Source organism: Streptomyces yerevanensis (genome assembly GCF_000716805.1).
Classification (GTDB): domain Bacteria; phylum Actinomycetota; class Actinomycetes; order Streptomycetales; family Streptomycetaceae; genus Streptomyces; species Streptomyces flaveus.
The window spans coordinates 19578-42602 of sequence record NZ_JNWJ01000001.1 but is presented as its reverse complement, the minus strand read 5'-3'; the positions used below and the strand labels follow the sequence as shown (position 1 = coordinate 42602).

Genomic DNA, 23025 nt, shown 5'->3' with positions numbered 1-23025 from the left:
GGCACGGGCGAGCGGCCGCGGGGCGAGTCGCCCGCCAATCACCCGTACGCCCCGTCACGCCTGCTAGGACAGACCTAGGCTGGCTCCACATCCAGAAGCAGCTGGCCGAAGGCCGCCTCGTCGACGACCGGTGTGCCGAACTGGCGGGCCTTGGCCGCCTTGGACGTACCGGAGTCCGGGTCGTTCGTGACGAGGAGGCTGGTGAGCCGGGACAGGCTCGTCGCGACATGCAGCCCGGCGTCGACGGCCCGGTCCTCCAGGAGCTCGCGGTCGACGGAGGTGTCTCCGGAGAACGCGATCCGCATGCCCTGCTTGAGCGGCCTGCCCGGTTCGTACCGGCCCGGGTTGGGGTAGGGGCACGCGGGCCGCTTGCGGGAGGGGCGCCAGCTCCCGGGACCGTAACCGCCGTAGCCCCCGCCGCCGGACTGCCGGTCCATACGCGGCGCGGACCCGTCCGCCCACTCCGTGAGCGGCCGGCACTCCAGCAGCGGCAGCCGCAGACCGTCGCGTGCGGCGGCGTGCAGGCTCGGCCGGAAAGCCTCGGCGAGCACGCGCGCGTCGTCCAGCGCGTGATGCGCGTGCCGCTGTACGACGCCGAAGTGCGCGGCGAGCGACTCCAGCTTGTGGTTGGCCAGCGGCAGGCCCAGCGCCTTGGAGAGCGCGATGGTGCACAGCCGCTGACGGACCGGCGCCTCGCGCTCCGCGCGCGCGTACTCCCGCGCGATCATCGACCAGTCGAAGACGGCGTTGTGCGCGACGAGCACCCGGCCGTCGAGCCGAGCCGCGAACTCCTCGGCGATGTCCGGGAAAAGGGGCGCCCCTTCGAGCACCTGGCTCGTCAGACCGTGGATCCACACGGGGCCCGGATCCCGCTCCGGGTTGACCGTCGTGTACCAGTGGTCCTCGACCTTGCCGCGCGCGTCCAGCCGGTAGACCGCGGCCGACACTATGCGGTCGTCGCGGGCCAGGCCGGTGGTCTCCACGTCGACCACCGCGTATCCCTGCGGATACGCGGCCGGCCACGAGGCTGCGGACGCTGCGGTCGTACGGTCTTCGAGCATGGTCACCGAGGATAAAGGGCCCGACTGACAGCCCGTTCGCCGGAGTCCGCTCTTCCGGCCCCCGTGCCTCCGTCGGCAACCTGGCCACCTGCGGCCATCTGCGCCTCTTGGAGGAGCCGGCCAAGAAGCAAGCGCGTACCCCAGGTAATACTTGTGGGTAACAACGTCTATCCGCAGCTCAACGGCCGCTCTACGGTTCAGCCATGCCGAACCTGCCCGATGCCGTGCTGTGGTCGATCCCCGCCTTTGTGCTGCTCACCGTGGTCGAAATGGTGAGCGTCCGGATCCATCCGGACGAGGAGGCCGCCGGGTACGAGGCGAAGGACGCCGTGACGAGCGTCTCCATGGGGCTGGGCAGCCTGGGCTTCGACCTGCTGTGGAAGATTCCGATCGTCGCCGTCTACACGGCCGTCCACGAGTTGACGCCCCTGCGCGTGCCCGTCCTGTGGTGGACCGTTCCGCTGATGCTGCTCGCCCAGGACTTCTTCTACTACTGGTCGCACCGCGGGCATCACGTGATCCGCATCCTGTGGGCCTGCCACGTGGTGCACCACTCCAGCCAGAAGTTCAACCTCACCACCGCGCTCAGGCAGCCGTGGACGACCTGGACCGTCTGGCCGTTCTACGTTCCTCTAGTCGCCCTCGGTGTGCATCCGGCGGCGCTCGCTTTCTGCTCGTCCGCGAACCTCGTGTACCAGTTCTGGATCCACACCGAGCGCATCGGGAAGCTGCACCGCGCCTTCGAGTTCGTCTTCAACACGCCCTCGCACCATCGGATCCACCACGCCTCCCAAGGGGGCTATCTGGACCGGAACTTCGGCGGGATCCTCATCGTCTGGGACCGGCTCTTCGGCTCGTTCGTCCCGGAGACCGAGCGGCCGGTGTACGGGCTGACGAAGAACATCGACACCTACAACCCCCTGCGCGTCGCCACGCACGAATACGCCGCCATCGCCAGGGACCTGCGCGCGGCGGGCAGTTGGCGTGAGCGGGCGGGGCGGGTGTTCCGGGGGCCGGGCTGGCAGCCGCCGACGCCAGTCGGTGCCGAGGAAGCGGCCGATCAGGTCACCAACGGATCGGCACCGGCAGTGCCGTAAGCGCAGCGGACATCGCGACCACCGCCCCCAGGACGATGACTTCCGTCCGCGCGGGGGAGTAGGCGGTGAGCGGGTCGGTGGCCCTGCGCAGCCGTCGCCGCGCGCACAGGGCGAGGACGGCGACGGCGGCCACGAGGAGCAGCTTGGCGAGCAGGGTGCGCCCGTACGCCGTCGCCGTCAGCTGTTCCAGGACCGTGCCTGCCGGCATCCGGCGCAGGGTGCTGCCCACGCCCGTCATGGTGATCACGGCGAACAGAACGGCCGCCACGCGCGAGTAGAGCCCGAGAAGCGCGGCGCCCGCCTCCGGGTCGCGCCAGCGCCGCAGCAGGCGCAGGACGTGCAGCAGGCCGCCCGCCCACAGGGCCGCGCACGTCACATGTACGAGCGTCAGGCCCGAGCCGAGCAGTGGGCTGTACTCCGTGGTGGGATGGGCCCGCAGCGCCTCCGCGACGGCCACTGCGGCGAGCGGCCACGCCTGGGTCGCCGGGCGCCGCGACAGGGCGCACAGGCCCGCCACGACGAACGCGTTGACCTCCAGGAGCGCGAGCACGCCGTCCCGGGTCTCGTACAGGCCGCCGATGTCCATGTCGGAGAGCCGGCGCGGCACCAGGTTGCCGTTGGCCACGACCGAGGCGAGCCCGAGCGCGGCGACAAAGCCGGCGCCCGCCGCGACGGGCGCCCAGCTGCGGGGCGTGTCGTCCAGGGGCGCCCCCGGCACTCGGCGGGCCAGCCGGGCGGCGAACAGTTCGCCCGCCGAGACGCACACCGCCGCGAACAGGACCGTACGCAGCAGGGCGATCCCCCCGTCGGCGGGAACGGCGGCCTCCCCCGTGCCCCGCAGGGCGACGGGCGGCCCGAGGAGCGGGATCAGCGCGGCAAGGCCCACCAGGGCGATGGCGGCAACGGCTCGCCGGCCTCCGGCCGCGGTCATCCGGGCGGCACCGACCTCACCGCCCGCGTCGGTACTCGGTCTTATCGAACTCACCTCAGGATCTTCACCAGTCGTTCAGATCCGGGCAAGCCCTGGAGAACAACTGGTGCGGAACAACATTCCACCCCTGCATACGCCCCGACCGCCCGTACGACTCAGACCGGGCGCGGAACCTCGCCGCTCAGGTCCACCGCGCGGCATCCGCGCCCCACGGCCCCGGTGGCCGCGACCAGTTCTTCGGCCCACCTGCGAAGAACACCGGCGGAAGGGCGTACCGAAGCCGCCCCAGTCCGCTGTCCGTCTCGCTGAGCCAGGGGGCGGGGCTGTCGTACGCAGCGTCCGCGGACCCTTCGCCCCGCGCGACACCGTTCACCAGCCACCCCGCCGTCTGCGCCAGCGCCAGACGCACGAACCGCGTCCCGCCTTCCTCCAACTGCTCCGCGACCGCGCGCAGCACTCCGGCGGCCAGCAGATATCCCGTGCCGTGGTCGATGGCCTGGGCGGGCAGGGCGCCGGGCTTCTCCTCGGAACCCTCCAGCGCCGCGATGCCCGTCGCCATCTGCACCAGGCTGTCGAACCCGCGCCGCCCGCCCCACGGCCCGTACGCACCCCACGCGGACAGCTGCGCCACCACGATCCCGGGCCTGCGCTCGGCCAGCGCCTCCGGTGTGAGCCCGAAGCGGTCCAGGGCGCCGGGGCGGTAGCCGGTGACGACGACGTCCGCCGAGGCGAGCAGCTCCTCGAAGGCATGCCGGTCGGCCGTGAGATCGAGCGTGGCGGACCGCTTGCCGAAGCCCGTGTCCGCGTGCTGGTCGGCGAGTTCGGGCAGCCGTGGCGGGTCGACCCGCAGGACGTCCGCGCCGAGGAGCGCGAGGGTACGGGTCGCGACGGGGCCGGCGATGACGCGCGTGAGATCGAGCACGCGCAGTCCCGCCGCGGGCAACAGCGGATCACCGTCGAGGGGCGCGAGGACGCGTACCCCCGAGGAAGCCATCCGCCCCCGCTCCAGCAGCCCGCGCCCGGCCACTGCCGCGCCCTGCTCGTGCGCGGCCCACTCCTTGGCCGTACGCAGCGCCACGGCGAGCCCTCCGGCCGCGTACACGGCGCTCTCCACCTCCACGGCCGACCGCTCCGCGAGAGCGGCGCCCACGGCCTCCACCGACGCCTCCGCCGACAGCCCCAGAGCCCCGAGCAACCGCGCCCGATGATGCGGATAGTTCGCATGCGTACGCACCCAACCGTCCGCCGTCCGCCAGAACCGCGACAGCGGCGCGAAGGTGACCGGCGCCCGCCCGTCCACGAGCAGATGCCGCTCACTCACGAACGCGGTGGCGACGGCTCCGTCATCCACCCGCACCGAAGGGACCTCCCGCCCGCTACGGCGCGCGCCGAGTTCAGCGGCCGCGAGCGCACACGCACCCACACAGCCCCGCGCCAACTCCCGCACCGGCAACCGCGCCTCCAGCGCCCCGTCCCGTACGACCGTGGAGATCCGCGAGACCAAGGCGGGACCGCCGCCCAGCGCGGACCACAGGTACTCGATGTCAGCCATGAGAGCACTATGCGGCGTTGACCGGTCGCCACGGGAGGTGACTTGGATCACTCCATGCGAGAGCCGGGCGACCCAAGGGCCGCCCGGCTCAACTCCCCGTAGGGAGGCACTGCTTGTCCGCTACTTCGTCACCGCGTCCAGCGCGTCGGCGGTGCCCCAGCCGTAGAACCCGTTGCGGTTCTTGCCGCCCTCGCAGACCGCGTCGATCTTGCCGTCGCCGTCGATGTCGTACGGGTCGGTGCACGGTGTGGCGTCGGCCTCGGCGTACAGGAGGGCCTTCACCAACGCCGGCGGGGCGTACGGGTGCGTCGACTTGATGAGCGCGGCCACGCCCGCGACGTGCGGGGAGGCCATCGACGTACCGGCCATGTAGCCCCACTTGCCGCCGGGCACCGGGCCCAGGATGAGGCCGCTGGTGGCGGGCGGGGCCGGGGTCTGGAACGCCGTCGAGTCGCCGCCGGGGGCCGCGATGTCGATGACGCCCAGGCCGTGGTTGGAGAAGGACGACTTGAGGCCCTTCGCGCCCGTCGAAGCGACCGTGACGACACCCGGCAACTGGGTCGGGATGTCAAGGCACTCGGACGGGTCGATCACACGGTCCGACGGGGTGGAGTCGTTCGGCGAGATCGTGTCGGTGATCTCGTCCGCCGCGAGGTCGAAGTTGTCGTTGCCCGCCGCAGCGACGTTGACCACACCCTTCCTCTCGGCGTACCGCGTGGCCCGGGAGTGGGCCTCGACGAGGGCCTTCTGGTCCGGGTCGTTCGTGCAGTTGAAGAGCCACGGGTCGGTGAAATAGCTGTTGTTGGTGACGTCCACACCGTGCTCCGCCGCCCACATGAAGCCGCAGACGACGGCCTCCGTGTAGAAGAACCCGTCCGGGTTGGACACCTTGATGCCGGAGACCTTCACGCCGGGCGCGACGCCCGTGACGCCGACGCCGTTCTTGGCGGCCGCGATCTCACCCGCCACATGTGTGCCGTGCGGACTCTCGGCGGCGCTCGGCCGCCACGCCCCGTCGGCCGTGTCCGCCTTGCCCGACACGCAGTTGACCGATGCCTTGCGGTCGAAGTTGGGCGCGATGTCGGGGTGCGTGTCGTCCACGCCGGTGTCGATCACGGCGACCGTGACGTCCCGGCTGCCGAGCGACTTCTCGTGCGCCTTGTCCGCCTTGATGGCGGGCAGATCCCACTGCAGGGGCTCCAACGGGTCCTGCCCGGCCGCCGCTTCGACGTCCGCGACCTGCTCCGAGGTGAGCACCTTGGGCGTACCGACATCGGTCGTCGACTGCGCGGACAGCGGCGCCGTACGCGTCGCGCCCGCCGACTGAACACCGCGCACCTTGCGGATGGTCTTGGCGAAGTCGGCGTTCGACGAGTGGACGACGATCACGCCGATCTTGTCGTACGACGTCACGACGGTGCCGCCGGCCTTGGTGATGGCCTTCTTCACGTAAGAGGAAGTGCCGTGACCGGGACGGACGTTGACGACATAGCTGAGCGAGGTCGCCTCCGCCGAGAGGGCCGACAGCTGCGGCGCGGCGTCCTCGGCCGCCGGGGCCGCCGAAGCGCCGGTGTTCGGCAGGAAGGCGAGTGCCGTCGCCATGGCCATCCCGAGCGGGATCGACATGGCACGGCGGGAGCGCGTATGAGGCGCTGTCATGGGGGGTCTCCAGTTCGTTCGCTGTACGAGCGTTACGGGCCGTGCGAGGCCGGGTCCGAGGTGGGCTTCCGAAAGTGTCGTACGTCCGAAGTGGCCCACAAGACCGCCTACTTGACCGCCCGCAGCGCGTTGACGACGCCGAATCCGTAGAAGCCGTTCACGCGCTTGCCGCCCTCGCAGGTGGCGTCCACGACACCGTCGCCGTCACCGTCGTAGTCGGTCGGGCAGGCCTGGCTGTCCGCCTGCGCCTTCAGCAGCGCCTGGAGCTGGCCCGGAGTCGCCCACGGGTACTTGGACTTGAGCAGCGCGGCGACCCCGGAGGCGTGCGGCGCCGCCATCGACGTGCCCTGCAGGTAGCCGTACGCGTTGTTCGGCATGGTGGACAGGATCCGGCCGTTCTTCGACGGGGTGTCCGGGATCTGGTACTTGTCTCCGCCCGGCGCCGCGATGTCGATGACGCCCTTGCCGTACGTGGAGTAGTACGACTTGGTGTTTTTGACGCCGGTCGCGCTGACCGTGACGATGCCCGGCAGCTGGGTCGGCACGTCGAAGCACTCGTGCGGGTCGATGGTGCGGGTGACCGGGGTCGAGTCGTCGGGGCTGGAGTCGTCGACGATCGCGTCCGAGTCGAGGTCGTGGTTGGAGTTGCCCGCCGAGGCGAGGTGCAGGGTGCCCTTCTTCGTGGCGTACTGCTGGGCCCGGTTCACCGCGTCGACGATGGCCCGCTGGTCGGGGTCGTCCATGCAGTTGTAGAGCCACGGGTCCACGTAGTAGCTGTTGTTGGTGATCTCGACGCCGTGGTCCGCGGCGAACACGAAGGCGCAGACGACGCTCTCCGGGTAGAACAGGCCGTTCGCCCGGTCGGTCACGTTGATACTGGACACCTTCACGCCGGGCGCGACACCGGCCACTCCCACGTCGTTGCGTGCCGCGGCGATCTCACCGGCCACGTGCGTGCCGTGGTAGTCCTCCGGGGTGTACGGACGCCAGGCGCCCTCGCTGGTGTCCGCCACGCCGCCGTTGCAGTTGGCCGACTGGGAGGCGGAGAAGTTCGGTGCGATGTCCGGGTGGGTGTCGTCGACGCCGGTGTCGATCACGGCGACCGTGACCTTCTTGCTGCCCGGGTTGATCTTCGCGGCCTTGTCGGCGCCGATCGCGCGCAGGTCCCACTGGTCGGCCTCGAGGGGCTCCTCGGCGGCTGCGCCCCTGGCCTCGACCTTGGCGGCCTCGGCAGCCGACAGGAGCTGCGCCGCGCCCTCGTCCGTCGTCCCCGCCGGCGTCAGCGGCGTGGTGCGCGTGGCACCCGCGGACTGCACCCCGCGTACGGCACGAATCTGCTTGCCGAACTCCGCGTTGGTCGAGTGGACGACGATGACGCCGATCTTCTTGTACGTCGCGACAACCGTGCCGTCGGCCTTGGCTATCGCCTTCTTCACCGACTCGATCGTGCCGTGGTCCGTCTTCTTCGTGTTGACCACGTACGCGAGGTTCGGGCCCTCCTCCGCGGCCACGGCGGGCGCGTCGACCGGGGCGGCCGAGGCGACGCCCGGCAGGAAGCCGAGCGAGGCGGTGAGGGACAGCACTACGGGCACGGCAAGCGCAAGACGGCGTCTGGAGCGCAGATGAGCCATGGGGTCTCCACATCATCCGGAAAAGGAACCGGCCCGAACACAGGTGGTGCTCGGGCAGGTACATGACTTGAGTGGTGCAGGGCGAAGCTATCCCCCGTGATCCCTGGCCAGCAACGACTTACAGGAAATGACTTCCGAAAGAACGGCCGTGCGTTGAACCGGTCTTGGCGTCGCCCCGTGACCTTGGGCAGGGGCGAGAGCACCAGCGAGCCCCTGTTGGATCACGCCCGTAAGGCCCTAGCATCGCCACTCGGCCCACGTGATCCACACCTCCGTGAGGTCACAACACAGCCATGTCCAGAGCCAGTTCAACCCTTTATCCCCATCCGCCCGCTTCCGATTCGGACGCCGCAACCGCAACGCGAGGAGACTCCGTGGCTACCGACGCACCGCCCCCCTCGAAATCCCAGCCTCACCTCCCCACCACCGAGGAGTTCGTCGAGGTGCAGGAGAGCGCTGAGTTCGGTGAACTACGCCGCGCCCACCGCTCCTTCGCCTTCCCGCTGACCGTCGGCTTCATCAGCTGGTACCTGCTGTACGTCCTGCTGTCGAACTACGCGGGCGGCTTCATGGGCACCAAGCTGTTCGGCAACATCAACGTCGCCCTCGTCTTCGGTCTCGCCCAGTTCCTCACCACGTTCCTCATCGCCTGGTGGTACGAGCGGCACTCCTCCGCCAAGCTCGACCCCAAGGCCCACGCGATCAAGACCCGGATGGAGGGCGGCGAATGAGCCCCGCGATCACTCAGGTCCAGCTCGCCGCGAGTGAAGTGCAGCTCGCGGCGAACGAGGCCAGCGAGCACCGGCCGCTGATCATCTCCCTGTTCGCGGCCTTCGTCATCGCCACCCTCTTCATCACCGTATGGGCGGGCCGGCAGACCAAGGACGCCGCCGACTTCTACGCGGGCGGACGGCAGTTCAGCGCCTTCCAGAACGGACTCGCCGTATCCGGCGACTACATGTCCGCCGCGTCCTTCCTGGGCATCGCGGGCGCGATCGCCCTCTTCGGATACGACGGCTTCCTGTACTCCATCGGCTTCCTGGTCGCCTGGCTGGTGGCCCTCCTCCTGGTCGCCGAGCCGCTGAGGAACTCCGGCCGCTACACCATGGGTGACGTGCTGGCGTATCGCATGCGCCAGCGCCCGGTCCGTACGGCCGCCGGTACCTCCACGATCGTCGTCTCGATCTTCTACCTGCTGGCGCAGATGGCCGGCGCGGGCGTCCTCGTCTCGCTGCTGCTCGGCATCACCTCCGACGCCGGCAAGATCCTCATCGTCGCCCTCGTCGGCGTCCTGATGATCGTGTACGTCTCCATCGGCGGCATGAAGGGCACCACCTGGGTCCAGATGGTCAAGGCTGTGCTGCTCATCAGCGGCACCATCCTGATCACCTTCCTGGTGCTGCTGAAGTTCAACTTCAACATCTCCGACCTGCTCGGCACGGCGGCCGAGAACAGCGGCAAGGGAACCGCCTTCCTGGAGCCCGGCCTCCAGTACGGCGCGACCGGCACCACCAAGCTGGACTTCATCTCGCTCGGCATCGCCCTGGTGCTCGGCACCGCCGGCCTGCCGCACATCCTGATCCGCTTCTACACGGTGCCCAACGCCAAGGCCGCCCGGAAGTCCGTGAACTGGGCGATCGGCATCATCGGCGGCTTCTACCTGATGACCATCGCGCTCGGCTTCGGCGCCGCCGCACTCATCTCGCAGGAAGAGATCATCGCGTCCAACAAGTCCGGCAACACGGCGGCGCCCCTGCTCGCCCTGCACCTGGGCGGCGTCGACTCCGCCTGGGGCGCCATCCTGCTCGCCGTGATCTCGGCGGTGGCCTTCGCGACGATCCTCGCCGTGGTCGCCGGCCTCACCCTGGCCTCGTCGTCCTCCTTCGCGCACGACATCTATGCGAACGTCATCAAGAAGGGCAAGGCCACCGAGAAGGAGGAGGTCAGGGCGGCCCGTCTGGCGACCATCGGCATCGGCGCCGTCTCTATCCTCCTGGGTTCCCTCGCCCGCGACCTGAACGTCGCAGGCCTCGTCGCCCTCGCCTTCGCGGTCGCCGCCTCCGCCAACCTGCCGACGATCCTCTACAGCCTGTTCTGGAAGCGGTTCACCACCCAGGGCGCCCTGTGGTCGATCTACGGCGGTCTGATCGTGGCCGTCGGCCTGGTGCTGTTCTCGCCCGTCGTCTCCGGCGACCCCACGGCGATGTTCCCCGACGTCGACTTCTCCTGGTTCCCGCTGAAGAACCCGGGCATCATCTCCATCCCGTTCGGCTTCCTGATGGGCTGGCTCGGCACCGTCCTGTCCAAGGAGGAGCCGGACACCGGCAAGTACGCCGAGCTGGAGGTGCGCTCGCTCACCGGTACCGGGGCCCACTGAGGTTCCCGTCCACCTCGCGGCCGCGTCGTAGATCTCTGGAGGTCTCCACGACGCGGCCGCGTCGCGTCCGGTGCGATCCGGCTGCCGTCGTTGTCAGTCCTGTCGCGTAGGCTCGCCGGTGACTGGAATTCATATGAGTGTTCGCGCGAGTGGAGGGGGCCCACGTGCTCATCGACACCTATGGCCGTGTGGCCACCGATCTGCGTGTGTCGCTGACGGACCGCTGCAATCTGCGGTGCACGTACTGCATGCCCGAAGAGGGCCTGCAGTGGCTCGCCAAGCCCGACCTGCTCACGGACGACGAGATCGTCCGCCTCATCGACATAGCCGTACGGCAGTTGGGCATCACCGAGGTCCGCTTCACCGGCGGTGAGCCCCTGCTGCGCCCCGGACTCGTCGGCATCGTGGAGCGCGTGGCCGCGCTTGAGCCACGCCCCCAGATGTCCCTGACCACCAACGGCATCGGCCTCAGGCGCACGGCGCCCGCCCTGAAGGCGGCGGGCCTGGACCGGGTGAACGTCTCCCTGGACACGCTGCGCCCCGACGTCTTCAAGACCCTCACCCGCCGCGACCGCCACAAGGACGTCCTTGAGGGCCTCGAAGCCGCCCGCGAGGCGGGCCTGAACCCCGTCAAGGTCAACACCGTCCTGATGCCGGGGCTGAACGACGACGAGGCCCCGGACCTGCTGGCCTGGGCCGTGGAGCATGACTACGAACTGCGCTTCATAGAGCAGATGCCGCTCGATGCCCAGCACGGCTGGAAGCGCGAGGGCATGGTCACCGCCGGCGACATCCTCACCTCGCTGCGCACCCGCTTCGAGCTCACCGAGGAGGGCTCCGAGAAGCGGGGCGCGGCCCCGGCCGAGCGCTGGCTGGTCGACGGCGGCCCGCACCGCGTCGGTGTCATCGCCTCCGTCACCCGCCCGTTCTGCTCGGCCTGCGACCGTACGAGGCTCACGGCCGACGGCCAGGTCCGCACCTGCCTCTTCGCCCAGGAGGAAACCGACCTGCGCGCCGCCCTGCGCTCGGACGCGCCGGACGAGGAGATCGCCCGCATATGGAAGCTGGCGATGTGGGGCAAGAAGGCGGGCGCCGGCCTGGACGACCCGTCGTTCGTGCAGCCGGAGCGACCTATGTCGGCGATCGGCGGCTAAGCGCTCCGCTGGAAATGCGGTGCGATGCTGCGGGTGCGTCGTGGCTGGTCGCGCCCGCGCGGCGGAGCCGCATATGTCACAGCCCCGCGCCCCTAAGAGGCCTGCGGCCTCCCTAGGGGCGTGGTGCCGCAGCGGACTTCGGCAAGCCCGCTCAGGCCTCCGGGGACTTCGGCGACTCTTTGGGTTCCTGGGAGTCCCAGTCCTCCAAGGACACGACGTCCTTCAAGAAGCCCCGTACGCCAAGGAACTTGGACAGGTGCTCGCGGTGCTCCTCGCACGCCAGCCATGTCTTGCGGCGGTCCGGGGTGTGCAGCTTCGGGTTGTTCCAGGCGAGCACCCACACCGCGTCGGCCCGGCAGCCCTTGGCGGAGCAGATGGGCGAGGCCGGATCGGAGCCGGGGATGTTCAGGATCACGTCCCCGACCCTAACGCGACGGCATCCGGAGAGCTGAAGGCGTCCGAAGTGCTGGAGAAAAGGCGACGCCGAGCAGCCACGGGGGGAGCTGCCCGGCGTCGGTCTGTCGCTCCGACGGGGGATGCGGAGCGCGTACGAAGTATGTCACGGGTGACCCTCTGCCCGGCACTGGAACAGCATGATTGATCTGAGCTTTTCTTGAGCTTGGTGCCGCCGTGAAGGTCCGGCCGCCATGGATCGGCGGTGGTCAGGTCCGCTCGTGCGGCTCGCCCTGGGCGGCGGACGGGGAATCGGCCGCGATGTCTTCCGGGACGGATTCCGCGGCGTCGTCCGGGCGGGACTCCGTGAGCATCGGCCGGGTGGGCACGGTGACGAACGTCGACGGCAGCGACGGCGCGTTCTCCCGGCCCGCGTTGGCGATCACCACGGCGATGTACGGGAGAACGACGCCGAGCACCAAGGCGACGACGGCGACGTGCCGTTCGACGTTCCAGAGGGTGGCCGCGAGGATCACGGCGACCGTACGGACGGACATCGAGATGACATAGCGGCGCTGCCTGCCGCGCACGTCGTCGGCGAGCCCCTGCCTGGCCCCGGTGATCCGGAAGACTTCGGCTTCGCTGTGCTTCCGCATCACGTTCCACCACCCGCCTGCATCGGACGCGCACCGGTCCGTACCACCTCTACGGTACGCCGCACATGCGCCGCGTTCGAGACCGGGTCCCGTCCCCTTCGGGTCGGGGGCCGCTGCGTCGTACCGCGTATGGCGGTGCCCGGCATGCGTCGTACGACGGCCAGGCCGAAGCTGGGCGAAACGCTCGCGCAGAGCCGTACAGGAGGCAGCCATGGGCTGGTTGTGGGCGATCATCGTCGGCTTCGTGCTTGGTCTGCTGGCCAAGGCGATCATTCCGGGCAAGCAGCACAGCCCACTCTGGCTGACCACGATCTTCGGGATGATCGGCGCCATCGTGGGCAACTCGATCGCCCGCGGTATCGGCATCGACGAGACCCGCGGCATCGACTGGGGCCGCCACGGCCTCCAGCTCGCTGCCGCGGTCGTCCTCGTCTTCCTCGGCGACATGCTGTACACGGCCGTACGGGGCGGCAGACAGAGAGCCTGACGATACGACGAAGGGGGCGGCCGGTCGGCCACCCCCTCCACTCATGCATGGTGCTCAGCCGCCCGTGACCTCCACCGCCGCAAGGTTCTTCTTGCCGCGCCGCAGTACCAGCCACCGCCCGTGCAGCAGATCCTCCTTGGCGGGGACGGCGTCCTCGCCGGCGACCTTGACGTTGTTCACGTACGCCCCGCCCTCCTTGACCGTGCGGCGCGCGGCCGACTTGCTGGCCACCAGGCCGACCTCGGCGAAGAGGTCCACCACCAGGGCCGGCTCCGCGACCTGGATGTGCGGCACCTCGGACAGCGCCGCACTCAGCGTCGCCTCGTCCAGCTCACCCAGCTCACCCTGACCGAAGAGGGCGCGTGACGCGGCGATCACGGCAGCCGTCTGCTCGGCGCCGTGCACCAGCGTCGTCAGCTCCTCGGCCAGCGCCCGCTGGGCGGTACGGGCCTGCGGACGCTCCTCGGTGACCTTCTCCAGCTCCTCCAGCTCCTCGCGGGACTTGAAGGACAGGATCCGCATGTATGCCGAGATGTCCCGGTCGTCCGCGTTCAGCCAGAACTGGTAGAACGCGTACGGCGTCGTCATCTCCGGGTCGAGCCAGATGGCACCGCCCTCGGTCTTGCCGAACTTCGTGCCGTCCGCCTTGGTCATCAGCGGCGTCGCCAGCGCGTGGACCTCGGCATGCGGCTCCAGGCGGTGGATCAGGTCCAGGCCCGCAGTGAGGTTGCCCCACTGGTCGCTGCCGCCCTGCTGGAGCGTGCAACCGTGCCGGCGGTACAGCTCAAGGAAGTCCATGCCCTGGAGCAGCTGGTAGCTGAACTCCGTGTAGCTGATGCCCTCCTCGGACTCCAGACGCCGGGCGACCGAGTCCTTCGTCAGCATCTTGTTGACGCGGAAGTGCTTGCCGATGTCCCGCAGGAACTCGATGGCCGACATCCCGGCCGTCCAGTCCAGGTTGTTCACCATCACCGCGGCGTTCTCACCCTCGAAGGACAGGAACGGCTCGATCTGCCCACGCAGCCGATTGACCCAGTTCGCGACTGTCTCCGGATCGTTCAGCGTGCGCTCCGCCGTCGGGCGCGGGTCGCCGATCTGGCCGGTCGCCCCACCCACCAGGGCCAGCGGGCGCAGGCCCGCCAGCTGAAGACGGCGCATGGTGAGGACCTGCACCAGGTGGCCGACGTGCAGACTGGCCGCCGTCGGGTCGAAGCCGCAATAGAACGTGACGGGACCGTCCGCGAGCGCCTTGCGCAAAGCGTCCTCGTCAGTGGACAGGGCGATCAGCCCGCGCCACTTCAGCTCGTCGACGATGTCCGTCACGGTTCTCGTATCTCCTTGGATGATCTTCGGGCGGTCGAGTGACAGCCGACTACGAGGTTATACGTCCCGACTGACAGAGCCCACGCCGTTATGTGCCCTGAGCCACAGGCCCTGACCGACGGACGTCATACGCCCTGACTGACGGAGCTCATATTGAAGTCGGGGATGCGCAGGGCGGGCATCGCGGCCCGGGTGAACCAGTCGCCCCACTCCCTCGGCAGCGTCTTCTCCGTGCGTCCCGCCTCGGTCGCCCGGCCCAGCAGATCGACCGGCGACTCGTTGAACCGGAAGTTGTTCACCTCGCCCGTGACCTCGCCGTTCTCGACCAGGTAGACGCCGTCCCGGGTCAGCCCGGTCAGCAGCAGCGTGGCCGGGTCGACCTCGCGGATGTACCAGAGGCAGGTCAGCAGCAGCCCGCGCTCGGTCGCGGCGACCATCTCCTCGAGGGACTTGTCCTGGCCGCCGTCGAGGATCAGGTTGCCGATGGCGGGAGCCACCGGCAGTCCGGTCAGGCCCGCGCTGTGCCGGGAGCTGACCAGATGCGCCAGCTCGCCCGCACGGATCCACTCGGTGGCCTGGAGGGGCAGCCCGTTGTCGAACACCGAGGAGTCGCCCCCGGAGGAGTGCGCGAGCTCGAAGGGCGCGCACTCCAGGCCCGGCTCGTTCGGGTCGCTGCGCAGCGTCAGGGGCAGCTCGGCGAGCTTCTCGCCGATGCGCGTACCGCCGGGCTTGCTGAACACCGTCCGGCCCTCGGCCGCGTCCCGGGCCGACGACGACCACAACTGGTAGATCAGCAGATCCGCGACGGCCGTCGGCGGCAGCAGCGTCTCGTACCGCCCGGCAGGCAACTCGACGCGCCGCTCCGCCCACCTCAGGCGCGTGGCCAGCTCCGCGTCGAGCGCCGCCGGGTCTACGTCCTTGAAATCCCGCGTCGACCGGCCCGCCCACGCGGAGCGCGTACGGTCCGGCGACTTGGCGTTCAACTCCAGCGTGCCGTTGGGCTGATCGTGCCGCAGGCGCAGCCCCGTCGACGTACCGAGGTAGCTGGAGACGAACTCGTGGTTGGCGAAGCCGTACAGCTCGCGTCCGCCCTCACGCGCGCGGGCGAACGATTCGCCGAGCGCCGGGGCGAAGTCCGCGAAGACGCCCGAGGAGGTCTCGGCGGGCGCGTCCGTGAACTCGGGGGACTGAGCGACCCCCGTCACCAGCGGCTGCGCGTCCTCTGCCGGGCCCGCGCCCCGCGCCGCGGCCTCGGCGGCCCGTACGAGCGACTCCAGATCGTCCGCGGTCACGGCCGAGCGTGAGACGACCCCGGAGGATGTGCCCTCCTTGCCGTCGACGGTCGCGATGACGGTCAGCGTGCGCCCGCGTGTGACCCCGTTCGTGGTCAGCGCGTTGCCCGCCCAGCGCAGATTGGCCGTCGAGTACTCGTCCGCGATCACGACGCAGCCGTCGGCCCGGGACAGCTCGAGGGCGCGCTCGACGACCTCGTGCGGCTTGTTCGTACGCGCGCTCATCGACCGGCCTCCTGCGTGGTGTTAAGGATGTTGACGCCCTTGAAGAGGGCGGACGGGCAGCCGTGCGAGACCGCCGCGACCTGGCCCGGCTGGGCCTTGCCGCAGTTGAAGGCACCGCCCAGGACATACGTCTGCGGGCCGCCGACCGCGGCCATCGAGCCCCAGAAGTCGGTGGTCGTCGCCTGGTACGCGACATCCCGCAGCTGGCCCGTGAGCCGCCCGTTCTCGATCTTGAAGAAGCGCTGTCCGGTGAACTGGAAGTTGTAGCGCTGCATGTCGATGGACCACGAGCGGTCGCCGACGACATAGATCCCGCGGTCGACACCGCTGATCAGGTCCTCGGTGGAGAACCCGCCGGGATCCGGCTGGAGCGACACGTTGGCCATGCGCTGCACCGGCACATGGCCGGGGGAGTCGGCGTACGCGCAGCCGTTGGACCGCTCGAAGCCGGTCAACTTCGCGATTCTGCGGTCGAGTTGATAGCCGACCAGCGTCCCGTCCCTGACCAGGTCCCAGGACTGCCCTGCGACGCCCTCGTCGTCGTACCCGATCGTCGCGAGCCCGTGCTCGGCGGTCCGGTCGCCGGTGACGTTCATCAGCTCGGAGCCGTACCGCAGCTTGCCCAGCTGGTCGAAGGTGGCGAAGGACGTCCCGGCGTACGCCGCCTCGTAGCCGAGCGCGCGGTCCAGTTCGGTGGCGTGTCCGATGGACTCGTGGATCGTCAGCCACAGGTTGGACGGGTCGACGACCAGGTCGTACGCCCCCGCCTCGACGCTCGGCGCCCGCATCTTCTCGGCGAGCAGCTCCGGGATCCGCTCCAGCTCGGACTCCCAGTCCCAGCCGGTGCCCGTGAGGTACTCCCAGCCGCGCCCCACCGGCGGCGCGATCGTCCGCATGGAGTCGAACTCGCCGCTCGACTCGTCGACCGCGACGGCGGTGAGCTGCGGATGCAGCCGCACGCGCTGCTGCGTGGTGACGGTCCCCGCCGTATCGGCATAGAACTTGTTCTCGTGCACGGTCAGCAGCGAGGCGTCCACATGGCTGACCCCGTTGGCCGCCAGCAGCCGCGCACTCCAGTCCGTGAGCAGCCCCACCTTCTCGTCGTCCGGCACGGAGAAGGGGTCGATCTCGTACGAGGAGACCCAGGTCTTCTCGGCGTGCACCGGCTCATCGGCCAGCTCCACGCGCTCGTCGGAGCCCGCCGCCTTGATCACCTGCGCCGACAGCTTCGCCATCGCCACGGCCTGCGAGGCGACCTTCGCGGCGGCGTCCATCGTCATGTCGACACCGGAAGCGAACCCCCAGGTCCCGCCGTGCACCACCCGCACCGCGAACCCCAGATCGGTCGTGTCCGACGACCCGGACGGCTTGCCGTCCCGCAACCGCCAGGCCGCACTGCGCACCCGCTCGAACCGGAAGTCGGCGTGCTCGGCGCCGAGTGCGCGGGCGCGCGCGAGGGCGGCGTCGGCCAGGGCCCTCAGGGGCAGTGCCAGGAATGACTGATCGACCTCATGGGCCACGAGCGGCCTCCCCTTGTCACCGTTAGCGAGAAGTGTTTGTCCGCAGTGAATCATGCAGCGCCGACACTCTTGCTTCCAACGAATTCACTGGCCGAGGTGCGTGTCTCCTTTGCCTGCCGCTGAGTTGAGGAAGCATGCCCAGCAACAGCCGCTCCAGGAAGGCGAAGCGGAAGCCGCCACGGCGATGGAGGAGCCGGCCGACCAGTACCCGGAGCACCGGGAGGAAACCCTCCTGGAAGCCGCGAGCGAATGGATCCTGGCCAAGGAGTTCCAGCGGGCGCTCACCATCTACGACCGGCTGCTGGAAGAAAGCTGCGGGAACCCTGCGCCCGCGTGAACGGGTGAGGCGGCAGCGAGAGTGTTCCACCCGGAAGAGAAGCTGAACGCAATCGGCGATGTGGGTACCATCGTAGAGATGTAGGCACAATGTGCTGTGTCCTGCCGTAGTGAAGGAATCCGGCATGAGCACCATTTCCGTTCGAGAGTTCTCGTACAACCCCAGCGCCGTCTTCGCCCGCGTGGAGAAGGGCGAGGCGGTCCAGGTGACCCGGCACGGCAACGTCATCGCCATACTGTTGCCCGGCTCCGGACCGGTGGCCCGATATGCCGACCTTGTGGCCCAGGGCAAGATCCGACTCAAGGCGGCGACCAGCGCGGACAGGGCGCGGCTGCCGCACTACGAGGTCCCCGCTGACGTCTCGCCGCTCGACCTGCTGCTCGCCGAGCGCGAGGAGGACGACCGTTGATCTACCTCGACTCCTCGGCGCTGATCACCTGGCTGACCAGGCGGGACTACTTCACGCAACTGGACGCCTTCCTCGACGAGCGCCCAGCGGCCCCTTTCGCCACCAGCACGATCGGTTTCGTGGAGACCGTGCGGACCCTGGACCTCATGGGTGACTTCCCCACGGCCATGAGCGATCTTCAACGAGACATCACGGAGATCCTCGTGACGGAGGAGGTCCGGGACCAGGCGGCAGGTCTCCCCGGTCGCCTGCGCACTCTGGATGCCCTGCACGTGGCCAGTGCGCTGACGCTCGGTGACTCCTTGCAATGCCTTGTCACGTACGACAAGCGGATGCTGGAGGCGGCGCGAGCGGCGGCCCTGCCCGCATACGCACCCGGCATGGCGGACTGATGCAGCCGCCTCCGAGCCGCGCCGACTGTAGAGACCCGACAGGAGGCGGGCGGAGCCACTGTCGATGGCGGATTGTCCGCAAGCCGGGCGCGACCGATAGGTTTTCGAGGTAACCGCCTGCCATGCAGGGGCACCAGTCCGGCTATCGAAAGGGTGATCCGTTGAGCCGCTCGGTTCTCGTCACCGGAGGAAACCGGGGCATCGGCCTCGCCATCGCCCGCGCTTTCGCCGACGCGGGCGACAAGGTCGCGATCACGTACCGCTCGGGCGAGCCGCCAGCCGGCTTCCTCGCGGTCAAGTGCGACATCACTGACACCGAGCAGGTGGAGCAGGCCTACAAGGAGATCGAGGCCGAGCACGGCCCGGTCGAGGTGCTGATCGCCAACGCCGGCGTCACCAAGGACCAGCTGCTGATGCGTATGTCCGAGGAGGACTTCACGTCCGTCCTGGACACCAATCTGACGGGCACCTTCCGGGTCGTGAAGCGCGCCAACCGCGGCATGCTGCGCGCCAGAAAGGGCCGCGTCGTCCTGATCTCCTCGGTCGTCGGGCTGTACGGCGGCCCGGGCCAGGCCAACTACGCCGCCTCCAAGGCCGGTCTGGTCGGCTTCGCGCGCTCCCTCGCCCGCGAGCTGGGCTCGCGCAACATCACCTTCAATGTCGTCGCGCCGGGCTTCGTCGACACCGACATGACCAAGGTGCTCACCGACGAGCAGCGCGAGGGCATCGTGAAGCAGGTGCCGCTCGGCCGGTACGCGCAGCCCGAGGAGGTCGCCGCGGCGGTGCGGTTCCTCGCTTCGGACGACGCCTCGTACATCACTGGAGCCGTCATCCCCGTAGACGGCGGACTGGGAATGGGTCACTGAGCCATGAGCGGAATCCTCGAGGGCAAGCGCGTCCTGATCACCGGTGTGCTGATGGAGTCCTCCATCGCCTTCCACACCGCCAAGCTGGCCCAGGAGCAGGGCGCCGAGATCATCCTGACCGCGTTCCCGCGGCCCACGCTGACCGAGCGCATCGCCAGGAAGCTTCCCAAGCCCACCAAGGTCATCGAGCTCGACGTCACCAATGACGAGCACCTCGGGCGCCTGGCCGACATCGTCGGCGAGGAGCTCGGCGGCCTCGACGGCGTCGTCCACTCCATCGGCTTCGCCCCGCAGGACGCCCTCGGCGGCAACTTCCTCAACACGCCGTTCGAGTCCGTGGCCACCGCGATGCACGTCTCGGCGTACTCCCTGAAGTCGCTGACCATGTCCTGCCTGCCGCTGATGCAGAACGGCGGCTCGGTCGTCGGCCTCACCTTCGACGCCCAGTACGCCTGGCCGCAGTACGACTGGATGGGCCCGGCCAAGGCCGCCCTGGAGGCCACCAGCCGCTACATGGCGCGTGACCTGGGCAAGCAGAACATCCGCTGCAACCTCATCTCCGCCGGTCCGCTCGCCTCGATGGCCGCCAAGTCCATCCCGGGCTTCAGCGAGCTGGCCTCCGTGTGGGACAACCGCTCGCCCCTGGAGTGGGACCTCAAGGACCCCGGGCCGGCCGGCCGCGGCGTCGTCGCGCTGCTCAGCGACTGGTTCCCGAAGACCACCGGCGAGATCATCCACGTGGACGGCGGCCTGCACGCGATCGGCGCGTGACGCTGCCGCTGTGGCTTGACCGGCTCGACTGATGGGTGAGGGCCCGCGACCTGCTGACCGTCCGGCAGGTCGCGGGCCCTCACCCATCACTCGTTCGGCCTACCCGGCCGGGCGGTCAGGGGTGGCAACTGCGCACTCTGGATCAGGCGTTCATCACGCGTCCCTCCCCGGCACGGCAGAGGAGGTCCCCCTTGTGCGCCTTTCCCCGGCGCTTCGCTCCGCTGCTGGTCGTTCTCGCTCTTCCGCTCATACCGGCCTACGACGATGCCCCGGACGCCACGAAAACGGCCCTCCACGCGCGCGTGCCCGTCGTCAGGCCCTTCGGGTCGGAGTGCCGGATCAGGGTCGAGGGCTCGTATGTGACCGCGTACTGCCATAACCCGTATCCGGAGATCGACCGGGTCGCCCTGCACATCGAGTGCGACCGGTGGTGGGACATCGACAGCGACGGGACCCGGGTCGCGGTGGGGCCCACGCAGACCGTGCGTCTGGCCGGGCGGTGCTGGAAGGAGGTCCGCTCGGCGTGGGTCACGCACCGGAGGTGACGCGTCAGTCTCCGGAGAGAGCAGGACCCCTCGGGCGGCACAGGAACGGATAGCTCGCGGCCTCCGTGGCGGCGGACTCCGCGTCGCCAGCGCGGATCGCGTCCACCAGGCGCGTGTGGTCCATGTGCGTCTCGGGCGTCAGCTCCTCGCCCACGTCCTCGCGCAGCCAGTCGCGCACGACCTCGCCGAGGTCCGCGTACATCGCCGTCATGACGTCGTTGTGGGACGCGGCCACCACCGCCATGTGGAACGACGTGTCGGCGATGACGAAGGCCTCCGCGTCGCCCGACTCCCAGGCCTCCTCGCGGCGCACCAGGATCGCGTCCAACTGCTTCAGGTCGCGTTCGGTGCGGCGCTCGGCGGCCAGCTTCGCTGCGCTCGACTCCAGCGTGGAGCGCAGCTCGGCGATGTGCCGGGGATCGGCGTCCGCGAAGCGGCGGTGCATCACGCCCGCCAGCTCACTGGTCGCCACGACGTACGTGCCCGAGCCCTGGCGGATGTCGAGCAGGCCGTTGTGCGCGAGCGCGCGCACGGCCTCGCGAACCGTGTTCCGGGCCACGCCCAGCTGCTCGACCAGCTCCGGCTCGGTGGGGATGCGGGAGCCGACCGGCCATTCGCCCGAGGTGATCTGGCCGCGCAGCTCGGCGATGACCTGCTCGGACAGCGCCGATCGTCGGGGATGGCTCAGGGGCATGGCATTTCTCCGTGAACAGACGGTGGACAACCAATCATCCCATGATTCTATGATGGGTGGCATGGCAAGCGAGGAAACCCGTACGGAAACCCGGACGCCGACGTCCACATCCGAGCCCATGCCCTTACGCAGTTCCTCCGGAGCCGACGATTCCCCGAAGCCCGCGGCCCCGCGCGCGTGGGGGACGCGCCTGGTGATCGTCGGCCTCGTCCTCACGGCCCTCAACCTGCGGCCCGCGATCACCAGCCTCGGTGCCCTCCTCGAAGAGGTGCGCGCCGACCTCGGCATGAGCGGCAGCGTCGCCGGACTGCTCACGTCCGTACCGACGCTCTGCTTCGCCGTCTTCGGCGTGATGGCACCGCGCCTCGCCCGCCGCTTCGGGCCCGGCACCGTGGTGTGCGCCGGCATGGTGGCCATCACCGCGGGCCTGGCGGTCCGGCCCTTCGCCGGGAACACGGTCGGCTTCCTGGCTGCCAGCGCCCTCGCACTCATGGGCATCGCGGTCAGCAACATCCTGATGCCGGTGATCGTCAAGCGCTGGTTCCCGGACCGGGTCGGCTCCATGACCGGCCTGTACTCCATGGCCATGGCCCTCGGCACCGCCGCCCCGGCCGCCGTGACGGTGCCCATGACCGGGGCTCTGGGCGGCAGTTGGCAGTCGGGGCTCGCCGTGTGGGCGGGCCTCGCGGCCGTTGCCGTGGTGCCGTGGATTCTGCTCGTACGCGAACGGGGGGCGGCCTCGGTTCCCGGCGCGGCCTCGGCTTCCGGTACGGCTTCGGCTTCTGGTGTGGCCTCGGCTCCCGTGGCACGCCAGGGTCCGGACGCGCTGCGGATCACCCGGAGCCGTACCGCCTGGGCGCTCGCCGTCTTCTTCGGGCTCCAGGCCACCGCCGCGTACATCACGATGGGGTGGATGCCGCAGATCTTCCGTGACGCGGGTGTCCCGGCGGGCACGGCCGGGCTGCTCCTCGCCGTCACGATGGTCATGGGTGTGCCGCTGGCGTTCGTCATCCCGCGCGTGGCCACGCGCCTGCCCCACCAGGGACCGATCGCGATCGCCCTCGGCCTGTGCGGCCTCACCGGATACGCGGGTCTCTACTTCGCCCCGGCGGGCGGCGCCTGGGCCTGGGCGCTGCTGCTCGGTGTCGCCAACTGTGCCTTCCCGCTGGCTCTCACTCTGATCGGCATGCGGACCCGGTCCAGCGCCGGGGTCGCGAAGCTCTCGGCCTTCGCGCAGAGCACCGGTTACCTGATCTCGATCCCCGGACCGCTGCTGGTGGGCGTGCTCTACCAGCACAGCGGCGGCTGGGGGCTGCCGCTCGCACTCATGACGGCCCTGATGATCCCGCAGCTCGTGGTGGGCTTCCTGGCCGGGCGCGACCGCACTGTCGAGGAGGAGACCGAGCGCCGGTCCCGCCCTTGAGCGGCGGACCCCACCGGCGAGGGGGCGTACGAAGAGTGCGAGACTGGCCGTATGCCCGTGCTCGACCCGAACCCCAAGAACGGCCAGAAGAAGATGCTGCTCGTCTTCGGCGCCTTCTTCGCCATCTTCGTGATCATCGGCGTCATCGCGTCGATCGCTTCGCCGTGATGCCGTTGTCCCACCCCGGCAGGGGATGGTGGGGCTAGCCCCACCATCCCCTAGGGGGTGAG

24 protein-coding genes are annotated in these 23025 nt (G+C 69.7%); 13 read left to right on the top strand and 11 right to left on the bottom strand.

What is annotated here, in order from left to right; genetic code table 11:
* Positions 1-74: 74 nt before the first annotated feature.
* Complete coding sequence (locus OP79_RS00205) at positions 75-1061, bottom strand: DEDDh family exonuclease (protein ID WP_033318100.1); 987 nt, start codon at positions 1059-1061, stop codon at positions 75-77.
* A gap of 203 nt (positions 1062-1264) precedes the next feature.
* On the opposite strand from OP79_RS00205, the gene OP79_RS00200 reads away from it, so the two are divergent.
* Positions 1265-2158, top strand: a complete 894-nt coding sequence (locus OP79_RS00200; protein WP_033317783.1) for a sterol desaturase family protein — start codon at positions 1265-1267, stop codon at positions 2156-2158.
* Here OP79_RS00200 and OP79_RS00195 read toward each other — a convergent pair.
* The 4 genes from OP79_RS00195 to OP79_RS00180 form a co-directional block, all read right to left on the bottom strand.
* Entirely contained in the window at positions 2127-3089 is a 963-nt protein-coding gene (locus OP79_RS00195; protein WP_106972258.1) for a CopD family protein, read from the bottom strand. The genes OP79_RS00200 and OP79_RS00195 overlap by 32 nt on opposite strands.
* A 181-nt stretch (positions 3090-3270) precedes the next feature.
* The gene (locus OP79_RS00190; protein WP_033317781.1) at positions 3271-4641 is read right to left on the bottom strand and encodes a CoA transferase; all 1371 of its coding nucleotides are present in this window, start codon (positions 4639-4641) and stop codon (positions 3271-3273) included.
* Positions 4642-4761: 120 nt separating this feature from the next.
* Entirely contained in the window at positions 4762-6300 is a 1539-nt protein-coding gene (locus tag OP79_RS00185; RefSeq protein WP_078491536.1) for a S8 family peptidase, read from the bottom strand.
* Positions 6301-6407: 107 nt separating this feature from the next.
* Positions 6408-7931 (bottom strand): S8 family peptidase, encoded by a 1524-nt coding sequence (locus tag OP79_RS00180; RefSeq protein WP_033317780.1) that lies wholly within the window; start codon positions 7929-7931, stop codon positions 6408-6410.
* 374 nt (positions 7932-8305) lie between these two features.
* On the opposite strand from OP79_RS00180, the gene OP79_RS00175 reads away from it, so the two are divergent.
* From OP79_RS00175 to moaA, 3 genes are all read left to right on the top strand, one after another.
* The gene (locus tag OP79_RS00175; protein ID WP_033317779.1) at positions 8306-8662 is read left to right on the top strand and encodes a DUF485 domain-containing protein; all 357 of its coding nucleotides are present in this window, start codon (positions 8306-8308) and stop codon (positions 8660-8662) included.
* Positions 8659-10308, top strand: a complete 1650-nt coding sequence (locus tag OP79_RS00170; RefSeq protein WP_033317778.1) for a solute symporter family protein — start codon at positions 8659-8661, stop codon at positions 10306-10308. The genes OP79_RS00175 and OP79_RS00170 overlap by 4 nt, the downstream gene beginning before the upstream one ends.
* A gap of 164 nt (positions 10309-10472) precedes the next feature.
* Positions 10473-11462 carry a GTP 3',8-cyclase MoaA gene (gene moaA, locus OP79_RS00165; protein WP_033318098.1) on the top strand — a complete coding sequence of 330 codons (990 nt, stop codon included), beginning with the start codon at positions 10473-10475 and terminating at the stop codon, positions 11460-11462.
* A 151-nt stretch (positions 11463-11613) separates the two neighbouring features.
* Here moaA and OP79_RS00160 read toward each other — a convergent pair whose 3' ends face one another.
* Positions 11614-11877 (bottom strand): hypothetical protein, encoded by a 264-nt coding sequence (locus OP79_RS00160; protein WP_033317777.1) that lies wholly within the window; start codon positions 11875-11877, stop codon positions 11614-11616.
* A 247-nt stretch (positions 11878-12124) separates the two neighbouring features.
* Positions 12125-12511 carry a DUF3099 domain-containing protein gene (locus tag OP79_RS00155; RefSeq protein ID WP_033317776.1) on the bottom strand — a complete coding sequence of 129 codons (387 nt, stop codon included), beginning with the start codon at positions 12509-12511 and terminating at the stop codon, positions 12125-12127.
* Between the two features lie 211 nt (positions 12512-12722).
* Here OP79_RS00155 and OP79_RS00150 point away from each other — a divergent pair, with 211 nt between their 5' ends.
* Positions 12723-12998 (top strand): GlsB/YeaQ/YmgE family stress response membrane protein, encoded by a 276-nt coding sequence (locus OP79_RS00150; RefSeq protein WP_033317775.1) that lies wholly within the window; start codon positions 12723-12725, stop codon positions 12996-12998.
* Between the two features lie 54 nt (positions 12999-13052).
* Here the strand turns inward: OP79_RS00150 and tyrS are convergent, their stop codons facing one another.
* The 3 genes from tyrS to OP79_RS00135 all read right to left on the bottom strand — a co-directional run bounded on the left by tyrS (position 13053) and on the right by OP79_RS00135 (position 17358).
* Positions 13053-14321: a tyrosine--tRNA ligase gene (gene tyrS, locus OP79_RS00145; RefSeq protein WP_033317774.1), complete on the bottom strand. Its 1269-nt coding sequence runs from the start codon at positions 14319-14321 to the stop codon at positions 13053-13055.
* Positions 14322-14446: 125 nt separating this feature from the next.
* Positions 14447-15838 (bottom strand): metallopeptidase TldD-related protein, encoded by a 1392-nt coding sequence (locus tag OP79_RS00140; protein ID WP_033317773.1) that lies wholly within the window; start codon positions 15836-15838, stop codon positions 14447-14449.
* Positions 15835-17358, bottom strand: a complete 1524-nt coding sequence (locus OP79_RS00135; RefSeq protein WP_033317772.1) for a TldD/PmbA family protein — start codon at positions 17356-17358, stop codon at positions 15835-15837. Before OP79_RS00135 ends, OP79_RS00140 begins: the two co-directional genes overlap by 4 nt.
* Positions 17359-17467: 109 nt before the next feature.
* Here OP79_RS00135 and OP79_RS55120 point away from each other — a divergent pair, with 109 nt between their 5' ends.
* From OP79_RS55120 to OP79_RS00110, 6 genes are all read left to right on the top strand, one after another.
* Complete coding sequence (locus OP79_RS55120) at positions 17468-17695, top strand: hypothetical protein (RefSeq protein WP_157857256.1); 228 nt, start codon at positions 17468-17470, stop codon at positions 17693-17695.
* A 124-nt stretch (positions 17696-17819) separates the two neighbouring features.
* Positions 17820-18104, top strand: a complete 285-nt coding sequence (locus tag OP79_RS00130) for a type II toxin-antitoxin system Phd/YefM family antitoxin (RefSeq protein WP_033317771.1) — start codon at positions 17820-17822, stop codon at positions 18102-18104.
* Positions 18101-18496: a type II toxin-antitoxin system VapC family toxin gene (locus OP79_RS00125; protein WP_078491535.1), complete on the top strand. Its 396-nt coding sequence runs from the start codon at positions 18101-18103 to the stop codon at positions 18494-18496. Before OP79_RS00130 ends, OP79_RS00125 begins: the two co-directional genes overlap by 4 nt.
* 161 nt (positions 18497-18657) lie before the next feature.
* Positions 18658-19362, top strand: a complete 705-nt coding sequence (fabG, locus tag OP79_RS00120) for a 3-oxoacyl-[acyl-carrier-protein] reductase (protein WP_033318096.1) — start codon at positions 18658-18660, stop codon at positions 19360-19362.
* A 3-nt stretch (positions 19363-19365) separates the two neighbouring features.
* On the top strand, positions 19366-20133 hold the full coding sequence (gene fabI / locus OP79_RS00115) for an enoyl-ACP reductase FabI (RefSeq protein WP_033317770.1): 768 nt from the start codon (positions 19366-19368) through the stop codon (positions 20131-20133).
* A gap of 191 nt (positions 20134-20324) precedes the next feature.
* Positions 20325-20678: a hypothetical protein gene (locus tag OP79_RS00110; protein WP_078491534.1), complete on the top strand. Its 354-nt coding sequence runs from the start codon at positions 20325-20327 to the stop codon at positions 20676-20678.
* Between the two features lie 4 nt (positions 20679-20682).
* On the opposite strand, the gene OP79_RS00105 is transcribed toward OP79_RS00110, so the two are convergent.
* Positions 20683-21372 carry a FadR/GntR family transcriptional regulator gene (locus OP79_RS00105; protein WP_033317769.1) on the bottom strand — a complete coding sequence of 230 codons (690 nt, stop codon included), beginning with the start codon at positions 21370-21372 and terminating at the stop codon, positions 20683-20685.
* 49 nt (positions 21373-21421) lie between these two features.
* Between OP79_RS00105 and OP79_RS00100 the strand changes: the two genes are divergently transcribed.
* The gene (locus tag OP79_RS00100) at positions 21422-22795 is read left to right on the top strand and encodes a CynX/NimT family MFS transporter (RefSeq protein ID WP_033317768.1); all 1374 of its coding nucleotides are present in this window, start codon (positions 21422-21424) and stop codon (positions 22793-22795) included.
* 51 nt (positions 22796-22846) lie between these two features.
* A complete protein-coding gene (locus tag OP79_RS57980) occupies positions 22847-22963 on the top strand; it encodes an SGM_5486 family transporter-associated protein (RefSeq protein ID WP_106972257.1) in 117 nt (38 codons plus the stop codon).
* Positions 22964-23025: the final 62 nt, after the last annotated feature.